This window comes from Kitasatospora sp. NPDC001225, assembly GCF_053597855.1.
In genome coordinates this window covers 1-6,789 of the sequence record NZ_JBSFJC010000234.1, presented here as the reverse complement: position 1 = coordinate 6,789, position 6,789 = coordinate 1, and the positions used below count along the sequence as shown (strand labels likewise).

Sequence of the window (6,789 nt, the reverse complement as noted above, 5' to 3'; positions counted from 1 at the left end):
GGTAGAGCTCGCCCGCGCAGCCCGGCGGGACGGGCCGCAGCCGGGCGTCCAGGACGTGCGCCCGGCGGTCGTCCAGCGGGCGGCCGATCGGGACGGTGTCGGGCACCGCGGCGGCGTCCGACAGGGCGTGGGCGGTGGCGAAGGTGGTGGTCTCGGTGGGGCCGTAGCCGTCCACCACGGTCAGCCCGGGGCAGGCCGCCAGGACGCGGCGCACGGCGGCGGCGGGCACCACGTCGCCGCCGGTCCACAGGGCCCGCAGGCCGCCGAAGCAGTCCGGCGCGTCCTGGGCGAGCAGCCGGAACAGCCCGGCGGTGAGCCAGAGCGCGGTCGGCCCGTCGGGGCCGGCGAGGCGGCGCAGCAGCGCGGCGTCCACCGGCCCGTCGGGGGCGACAAGGACGCAGCCGCCGTTCAGCAGCGGCGCCCAGACCTCGAAGGTGGCGGCGTCGAAGGCGACCGGCGAGTGCAGCAGCACCCGGGCGCAGCGGCCGCCGGTGAAGCGGCTGTCGGTGGCGAGCGAGGCCACGTCGCGGTGGCGGACGGCGACGGCCTTGGGCTCGCCGGTGGAGCCGGAGGTGTACATCACGTACGCCAGCCGGTCCGGGTCGGCGGGCGGCAGCACCTTGAGGGCGACCGTGCCGTCGCGGGCGGCGGCGACCTGTCCGGCGGTCAGGGTCGCGGCCGCGCCGGCCCGCTCCAGTAGGGTGCGGCGGCGCTCCTCGGGGGCGCGCCGGTCGACGGGCAGGTAGGCGCCGCCAGCCTTGAGGACGGCCAGCTGGGCGACGACGAGTTCGGTGCCGCGGTCCATCGCCAGCGCGACCCGGTCCTCGGGGGCCAGGCCGTCGGCGAGCAGCCGGGCGGCCAGCCGGTCGGACCAGTCGTCCAGCCCGCGGTAGTCCAGCTCGCGCCCGCCCTCGCGCACGGCGGGGGCGTCGGGGGTGCGGCGGACCTGTTCGGCGAAGACCCGCAGCGGGCTGCGCGGCTCCGGCGGGCGGGCGGTGGCGTGCCAGGAGGCGAGCAGGTCGCGGTCGGCCGGGGTGAGCGGGTCCAGCGCGGCGAGGTCGCCGTCCAGGCCGTCGGCGAGGGCGGTCAGCAGCAGGGCGAGCCGGTCGGCGGCGTCCCGGGCGGTGCGCTGGTCGAAGAGCGCGGGGTCGTACGCCAGGTCGAAGGCGAGCTGTCCGCTCAGGTGGGCGCGCAGGCACCAGGGGAAGGTGGTGGCGTCGTCGGCGCGCACCTCGACCACCCGGACGCCGGTGCGGTCCGCGGCGGACTCGTCGACGGGGTAGTTCTCGAACACCAGCATGCTGTCGAACAGCGGCTCCCCGGCGGGCAGTTCGCTCAGGCCCTGGATCCGGGTCAGCGCCAGGTGGTCGTGGCCGCGGCCCTCGCTCTGCCGGTCCTGGAGGTCGCGCAGCCAGGGCAGCACGCCGCCCGAGGGGATGCGGACCCGGGCGGGCACGGTGTTGATGAACAGCCCGATCATCGTCTCGACGCCGGGCAGTTCGGCCGGGCGCCCGGAGACGGTGGTGCCGAAGACGACGTCCGCGGTGCCGCCGTAGCGGGCCAGCAGCAGCGCCCAGGCGCCCTCGACCAGGGTGTTGACGGTCAGTCCGGCGGCGGCGGCGTTCTCCCGCAGCCGGGCGGAGGCCGCCTCGTCCAGGACGCGGTGGACGGCGGCGGTGGAGCGGGCCCGGTGGGCGTCGGCCGGGCGGCGGTCGTAGGGCAGCGCGGTCCGTTCGGTGAACCCGGCGAGCGCGGCGCCCCAGTGCTCCTCGGCGGCCCGCCCGTCCTGCTCGCGCAGCCAGGCCAGGAAGTCCGCGAACGGGCGGCGGACGGGGCGGGGCGCCTGCGGGCCGCCGGTCAGCGCGGCGTACTCCTCGCAGACCTCGGTGAGCAGCTGGCCGGTGCTCCAGCCGTCCAGGATCACGTGGTGGGTGGACCAGAGCAGCAGCACCTCCTCGCCGGGCAGCGCGGCCAGGACGAGGCGGGTGAGCGGCGCGGTGCCCAGGTCCAGGCCGGCGGCCCGCTCCTCGGCGAGCAGCCGCTCGGTCTCCTCGGCCCGCCGTCCGGGCGTCAGGGCGCGCCAGTCCAGGTGGCGGACGGGCAGGGCGGCGCGGCGCGCGACCAGCTGGACGGGGTGCGGCAGGCCGCGCCAGTGCACGGCGGTGCGCAGCGCCGGGGTGCGGTCGGCGACCTGCTGCCAGGCGGCGGCGAAGGCCGCCGGGTCGCCGACGCCGGCCAGCCGGACGGCGATCCGGTCCACGTAGGCGCCGTCCTCGTCGACCAGGCCGTGGAAGAGCATGCCGGACTGCAGCGGGGTCAGCGGCAGCAGGTCCGCGACCTCGCGGCCGTCGCCGACCAGGCCGTCCAGCCGTTCCTGGTCGAGGCCGGCCAGCGGGAAGTCGGACGGGGTGCGGCCGCCGGCGCCGGGGCCCGCGCAGTGCTCGGCCAGCTCGCGCAGCGCCTGGAGGGTCTGCTCGGCGAGGGCGCGGACGGTGGCCTCCTCGTACACCTCCGCCGGGTAGGTCCAGCCCAGTTCGAGCCGGCCGTCCTGGACGGCCCCGATGACGTCGAGCAGGTAGGGGCGGGGCTCGTCGGGGTCGGTGTCGCGCCCGGCCGGGGGCAGCGAGCCGCGCAGCAGCCCGTCGGCGCCGGTGCGGGTGTCCCACTGGCCGTGGTAGTTGAAGCCGACCTGCGGCGCGGCCGCGCCTTCCGGGAGGGCGGACGGGAGCAGGTGGCGCAGCGCGCCGTGGCTGAGTCCGCGCAGCGGGACGGCGCGCAGCTGCTCCTTGACCGAGCGCAGGGTGTGGTGCCAGCCCGCCTCGGGGTCGACGCGCAGGGCGAGCGGGAACTCGGCGGTGAACCAGCCGACCGTCCGAGAGAGGTCCTGGTCGGGGAAGAGGTCCTCGCGGCCGTGGCCCTCCACCCCGATCAGCACCGTGTCCCGGCCGCACCAGCGGGCCAGCGTGCGGCCGAGGGCGCTGAGCAGGACGTCGTTGACCTGGGTGCGGTAGACCTCGGGGACGCGGCGCAGCAGCGCCCCGGTGGTCGCCTCGTCCAGCGTCACGGTGACGGTGGCGGCGGTGCCGTGGGTGTTGGCGCCCGGGCGCCCGGCGGGCAGTCCGGCCGGGGCCTCGCCGGTGCGGGTCCAGTACGCGGTGTCGCCGTCCAGGGCGCCGGAGCGGGTGTGCCGCTCCAGCCGGGCGGCCCACCGGGTGTAGGAGGTGCCCGGCTCCGGCAGCCGGACGGGCGAGCCGGTGCGGGCGGCGTGGTGGGCGGCTTCGAGGTCGGCCAGCAGGATGCGCCAGGAGACGCCGTCCACGGCCAGGTGGTGGATCGTCAGCACGAGCTGGCCGGGCCGGCCGGCGCCGCCGTCGAAGTACAGGGCGCGCAGCATCCGGCCCTGGAGCGGGTCGAAGGAGCGCTGGGCCTCCTCGGCGGCCCGCTGCACCTCCGTCTCCAGGACGGTCCGGTGGTGGGTGAAGACGCCGTCCGGTGCCTGTTCCCGGACCTCCTGGTGCCAGCCGGCCTCGCCGTGGCGGAAGCGGGTGCGCAGCGCCGGGTGGTGCTCCACCAGCGCGAGCACGGCCTGCCGCAGCGCCGCCGGGTCGGTGTCCGGGGCCAGCACCAGCCGCTGGGTCATGGTGAAGCGCAGCGCCTCGCCGGGGCGGCGCCCGTCGAGGTACCAGTGCTGGATCGGGGTGAGCGGGGCCTCGGCGGGCTCGGCCTCGTCCGCTTCCGTCCGTACGGTCGACTCCCCGGCGCAGAGGGCGAGTTCGGCGACGTTCTGGTAGCGGAAGACGTCCTTGGTGGTGAGGGCGAGTCCGGCGGCGCGGGCCCGGGAGACGATCTGGATGCTGAGGATGGAGTCGCCGCCGAGCGCGAAGAAGTTGTCCCGGGCGCCGACCCGCCGCACGCCCAGCACCTCGGCCCAGATCGCGGCGAGCCGCTCCTCGGTGCCGGGGCGCGGGGCGACGTACGGGGTGGTGCGGTCCGGCTGGGCGGGCGGGGCGGGCAGGGCGCGCCGGTCGGTCTTGCCGCTGGTGGTGCGCGGGACGCGGGCGAGCGGGACGAAGGCGGTGGGCACCAGGTGGTCGGGCAGGGTGCGCCGCAGCCAGGCGCGCAGCTCCTCGGCGGGCGGCACCCGGTCGCCGGCCGGCACCGGGTGCCGCCCAGCAGGGTGCGGCCGCCCTGTTCGCGGGCGGCGACGGCGCAGTCCGCGAGGTCGGGGTGGGTCAGCAGGGCGGCCTCGACCTCGCCGGGCTCGATCCGGAAGCCGCGGATCTTGACCTGGTCGTCGGCCCGGCCGAGGAACTCCAGCTGCCCGGCGGCGTCCCAGCGGGCGAGGTCGCCGGTGCGGTACATCCGGGTGCCGGGGGCGCCGTACGGGTCGGCGAGGAAGCGGCCGGCGGTGAGCCCGGGCCGGCCGAGGTAGCCGCGCGCGACCTGCCGTCCGGCCAGGTACAGCTCCCCCGGCATGCCGGGCGGCACCGGGCGCAGCGCGCCGTCCAGCACGTAGGCGGTGACGCCGCGGCCCGGCCGGCCGATCACCGGGCGCCCGGGGTGGTCGGCGCAGCGGGCGTAGGCGGCGTCGACGGTGCACTCGGTGGGCCCGTACAGGTTGTAGACGGTGACGCCGAGTCGGGCCCGGACCTCGGCCAGCTCCCGCCAGGTGGCGGCGGGGATCGCCTCGCCGCCGAGCTGGAGCAGCCGGGGGTGGTGCGGGGCGGGGCCGAACAGTCCGGCGGCGGTGAGTTCGCGCAGGTAGGAGGGGGTGACGTTGACGACGTCGAGCCGCTGCTCGACGATCCTGGCGCAGAAGGCCTGCGGGTCCAGCCGGACATCCTCGTCGATCAGGTGGAGCTCCTGGCCGGAGACCAGCAGCAGCGGGCCCTCCCAGCTGGTGTCGAAGGAGAGGGAGGCGCTGAGGGCGACCTTCAGCCGGGCGCCGTCGGCGGTGTGCGGGGCGAGCATCCCCTCCCGGTGGTCGCGGCAGAGGTTGACCAGCTGGCGGTGCTCGACGACCACGCCCTTGGGGCGGCCGGTGGAGCCGGAGGTGTGGATCAGGTAGGCGGCGTTCCCGGGCAGGAGCGGGGCGGTCCGCTCGGCGTCGGTCAGGTCGTGGCCGGGCAGGGCGTCCCAGGGCACCTCGCGCAGGGCCCGCTCGGTCAGCACCGTGCGCGGCCGGGTGTCCGCCAGCAGCAGGGCGGCCCGCTCCTCGGGCAGGTCCGGGTCGACGAACTGGAGGACGGCCCCGGCCTTGAGCACCGCGAACAGCGCCACCACCAGGTCGGAGGTGCGCGGCAGCCGGACGGCGACCACCTGCTCCGGGCCAGCGCCGAGGGCCGCCAGGTGGCGGGCCAGCCGGTTGGCCCGGGCGTTGAGGGCGGCGTAGTCCAGCGTGGCGTCCCGGGCGACCAGCGCGGTGGCGTCCGGGGTGCGGGCGGCCTGCTCCTCGAACAGGGCGGTGAAGGTGGTGTCCGGCCCGGGCAGCGGCTCGCCCCGGCCCTGGCGCAGCACCTGCCGCCGCTCGTCCCCGCTCATCAGCGGCAGCTCGCCGACGGCCGTCCCGGGCGCCTCGGCGACGGCCGCCAGCAGGGTGGTCAGCCGGTGGGCCAGCTGCTCGGCGGTCCGCGCGTCGAACAGCCCGGTGCTGTACTCCAGGTAGCCGGTCAGGCCGCCGTCGTGCTCGGCGAAGTCGAAGGAGAGGTCGAAGGCGGCGCTGCGGACCGGCGGGGTGACGGGTTCGACCGTCAGGCCGGGCAGCGGGGGCGTCTCGGCGCCGAGGTTGTGCAGTGCCACCATCACCTGGAACAGCGGGGTGCGGCTGGTGTCGCGCTCCGGCTGGAGGGCGTCCACCAGCCGTTCGAAGGGCACCTCCTGGTGGGCCAGGGCGTCCAGCACGGTGTGCTGGGCCGCGGTCAGCAGCTCGTGGAAGGTCAGTTCGGGGCGGATGTCGCCGCGCAGCACCAGGGTGTTGACGAACATGCCGACCACGTCGTGGAGTTCGCCCTGCTCGCGGCCGGAGGTGACGGTGCCGACGGCGACGTCGCGCTGCCCGGACCAGCGGGCCAGCAGCACCTGGCAGGCGGCCAGCAGGACGGTGTAGAGGGTGCCGTCGGCCTCGCGGCCGCGCTCGCGCAGCCGGGCGGTCAGCTCGGCGGGCAGCGTGAAGGTCGTCAGCGCGCCCTCGCGGGTGCGCACCGCGGGGCGCGGCCGGTCGGTGGGCAGTTCCAGCGGGGCCAGGCCGTCCAGGGCCCGGCGCCAGTGGTCGAGGTCGGCCTCGGCGGCGGCGGTGCGGGTGCGCTGCCAGGCCGCGTAGTCGGTGTACCGGACGGGCAGCGCGGGCAGCCGGGGGCTCCGCCGTTCGAGGGCGGCGGCGTACAGCTCGCCGAGGTCGCGGCCGAGCACGCCCATCGACCAGCCGTCGGTGGCGATGTGGTGCACCGCCAGGGCGAGGACGTGCTCCTCGGCGGCCGTCCGGGCCAGGTGGGCGCGGAGCACGGGGCCTTCGGCGAGGTCGAAGGGGGCTGTGGCGATCCGCTCCAGGTGGGCGTCCAGCTCCGCCGCCGGGACGTCCGCGCAGGGCAGCTCGACGGGGTGCGGCGGGCGCACCACCTGCCGGGCCCGGCCGTCCCGTTCGGCGTACGTGGTGCGCAGCGCCTCGTGCCGCTCGACCAGGGCGTCCAGGGCGGCGCCCAGGGCGGCCCGGTCGAGGGCGCCGCGCAGCCGCAGCACGGACAGCGAGGTGTACTCGGTGCTGCCGGGCTCGAAGCGGTCGAGGAACCAGAG

1 pseudogene is annotated in these 6,789 nt (G+C 77.3%); it reads right to left on the bottom strand.

Annotated features, from left to right (window positions below):
• A pseudogene (locus ACWDCZ_RS37945) lies at positions 1-6,789 on the bottom strand (amino acid adenylation domain-containing protein); the annotation flags it as partial.